This is a genomic window from Mycobacterium sp. NS-7484 (assembly GCF_001953975.1).
Taxonomy (GTDB): Bacteria; Actinomycetota; Actinomycetes; order Mycobacteriales; family Mycobacteriaceae; genus Mycobacterium.
This window is the reverse complement of sequence record NZ_MBEJ01000141.1, coordinates 1-2,275: the sequence shown is the minus strand read 5'-3', so window position 1 is coordinate 2,275 and position 2,275 is coordinate 1. Positions and strand designations below refer to the sequence as shown.

4 protein-coding genes and 1 pseudogene are annotated in these 2,275 nt (G+C 67.0%); all 5 read right to left on the bottom strand.

What is annotated here, in order from left to right:
• Positions 1 to 81: 81 nt before the first annotated feature.
• Complete coding sequence (locus A5733_RS26615; RefSeq protein ID WP_076242253.1) at positions 82 to 402, bottom strand: hypothetical protein; 321 nt, start codon at positions 400 to 402, stop codon at positions 82 to 84.
• A gap of 94 nt (positions 403 to 496) precedes the next feature.
• Positions 497 to 1,300 carry a hypothetical protein gene (locus A5733_RS26610; RefSeq protein WP_076242252.1) on the bottom strand — a complete coding sequence of 268 codons (804 nt, stop codon included), beginning with the start codon at positions 1,298 to 1,300 and terminating at the stop codon, positions 497 to 499.
• A gap of 97 nt (positions 1,301 to 1,397) precedes the next feature.
• Positions 1,398 to 1,793, bottom strand: a complete 396-nt coding sequence (locus tag A5733_RS26605) for a hypothetical protein (protein ID WP_076242254.1) — start codon at positions 1,791 to 1,793, stop codon at positions 1,398 to 1,400.
• The gene (locus A5733_RS26600; RefSeq protein ID WP_076242251.1) at positions 1,771 to 2,079 is read right to left on the bottom strand and encodes a hypothetical protein; all 309 of its coding nucleotides are present in this window, start codon (positions 2,077 to 2,079) and stop codon (positions 1,771 to 1,773) included. The genes A5733_RS26605 and A5733_RS26600 overlap by 23 nt, the downstream gene beginning before the upstream one ends.
• A pseudogene (locus A5733_RS27625) lies at positions 2,079 to 2,275 on the bottom strand (hypothetical protein); the annotation flags it as partial. The gene A5733_RS26600 and the pseudogene A5733_RS27625, both read right to left, overlap by 1 nt.

Genomic DNA, 2,275 nt, shown 5'->3' with positions numbered 1-2,275 from the left:
CGCACAGGTCCAGGTGGTAGTACCGCTGCAGATCTGCCTCTATCGCATCGCCATGCTCAGCGAGCAGGCGAAAGAGGCCGACTAGTTTCCCGAGACCTCGCTGATCTTGGTGCCCAGCTCGCGGTATTCACGCCAGGTCGGCTGAGTGGCCTTGAACGCTTCCCACTGCTCCGGACCGAGCAGCGCCCGCGTCAACGCGATATCCCGCCGCCGGTCATCGGCCTCGGTCGGAGATTCCGGCTGCGGCGCGTCGATCTGCTCCATCAGGTCCAGGGGGACGTTGTCGCCGACCGGGATTCGCAGCTTCAGTCCGCAGTGCTCGATGGTCACGAACCCGTCGCCGGCTTCGGCCTGGCGGGCCTGTGCGGACTTCTGCGCGGCGCGTTTGCGTGGTGCTGCCATTGTTCCGACTCCTCGAATGGTGATCCGACTCAGATATGACGAGGCCCCAGACCCGGCCGGGGAGTCGGGCCCGACCGGGCTGGGGAGCTTGGGGTTACGCGACGGCGACCGTGCCGCCGGTGCCTGCCGCCGTCACCGTGGTGACCGGGCCCGTGAACACTGCCACCAGCGGGCCGCCGTCGGGACCATCCACGGTCACGCCGGGTGCGTCGAGGGCCTGCACGCTGTCCAGCGCCCGCAGCGCCGACTGCAACGCCGCCTTCGTCTTCGTCGTGATCGACGTCGTGGTGTCGCCGTCCACCGTCACGGTGTACGCGGTCACGCCCACCGGGATCGTGAACGTCTTGGCCACGTCATCGGCGGTGTCGTCGACGACCTCGAACACGTCACCCTCCGACGTCGCGGTGTGGTGCACGATGCACTCGGCGAAAGACAGCTCGCCGTCCACGACGCCGCCGTGACTCTTGACCTCCACCGGCGCCGGGGTCAGCGACACCCACATCGTGGCGCGGTCCTCGTCGACGTACCGGTACAGCACGTAGATTTGCACATCCTTCGGGATGCCGATCCGCTTGCTCGTCGACCCCGGCAGCACGAACTTCTTTGTCGTCTCGTTGATCTCGAACACGGTGAACCCGGTTTCCAGGGTGCCCTTGCGCAGCTTGACGCGGAATCGAGGGTGGCCGAACGCGTCGTAGGGCTTGACCTCGATGTTCGGCGTGACCGGGATGCCCTTCTTGTCATCGACCAGACCGGAGTACTCCCAGCCGAGAGCCTCGGGGTCGTCGTCGGGCGACTCCGGAATTAGATCCTCGATGTTGGTCACGTCCGACTTGAGCTTGATGTAGACCTCCGCCTCGTCCGGGATCAGACTGGCAGCGGGATTGATTTCAGCCATGGTGAATTCCCTCCTTCAAAGGGCGTTTACATGCCCCAGGTGGGGGCCCAAAAGAACCCCGGCCCGGGATTGAGCAGGGGTCGAATGTGACTGCGCGCTACTGGGTTTTGGCCCGCGTCAGCACCGTGAACGAGCAGAGGTCGCCGCCGGTCGCCTTGTCACGCGCTTCGAGGAAACCCGTGCCAGGCAGCACCGCGGCGATACCGGGAATGCGGGCGGTCAGCAGCCGCGCCATCGCCCGGTACGCGTACTTCGTCTCCCGGCCCGACGTCCACGACGTGCACCGGATCGTCGGATCAGTCGCCGCCGGCCACATGTCCAACGTGCTGCCGTCATCGGCGACGATCAGTACCGGGTCCGACCCCAGCGACCAATCAGACGGCAGCTCCAGGGCCACGGTCAGCTCCGGGAACCGCTCAGCCAGATCAGCCTTCAGCCAATCCTTGACCAGCAGCGCCACGTCGACCGGTTCACGAGTCACTGGCAGCGCCACCGGCGGCACCCTTCCTGTTCTTGCGCGGCCGGGCCTTGCGCGGCTTCTCCGGGCGCAGCTTCACCTCTAGGCCGGCGGCCGACGCAGCGCGGGTCAGCACGCCGTCCTTGGCCTGAGCTTCGGCCGGCACGCTCACCGTCGCCGCTGCCCGGTCGGTGGTGTACGTCTTGACCTTCGCGCCATCGCCCGCGTCACCAGCGATCTGCTGCGCTAGTGCCGCGATCTCGTCGGCCACCAGCTCCTTGAGCACCTCGGCGCCGCCCTCAAGATTCAGCTCGAACGCCATCAGCCCTGGCCTCGGGTGCACAGCACTTCCAGGCCGCCGCGGCCACCCTGATGCCAGTCGTTGACGGTGATCCGGTACCGCTGCCCGCGGACCGTCAGCTCATCGTCGCTGACCACGTCGGCGGCGCCGAGAAAGTAGACGACATAGGCGCTGTCCGAGCCAGTCCGGCCGCGCTCACGGCGATCAGATCCGCCGC

What these genes read in the sequence shown, in the direction of transcription:
- A5733_RS26615 (WP_076242253.1), bottom strand. Translation starts at nt 402, where the DNA reads ATGGCAGCACCACGCAAACGCGCCGCGCAGAAGTCCGCACAGGCCCGC.
- A5733_RS26610 (WP_076242252.1), bottom strand. Translation starts at nt 1,300, where the DNA reads ATGGCTGAAATCAATCCCGCTGCCAGTCTGATCCCGGACGAGGCGGAG.
- A5733_RS26600 (WP_076242251.1), bottom strand. Translation starts at nt 2,079, where the DNA reads ATGGCGTTCGAGCTGAATCTTGAGGGCGGCGCCGAGGTGCTCAAGGAG.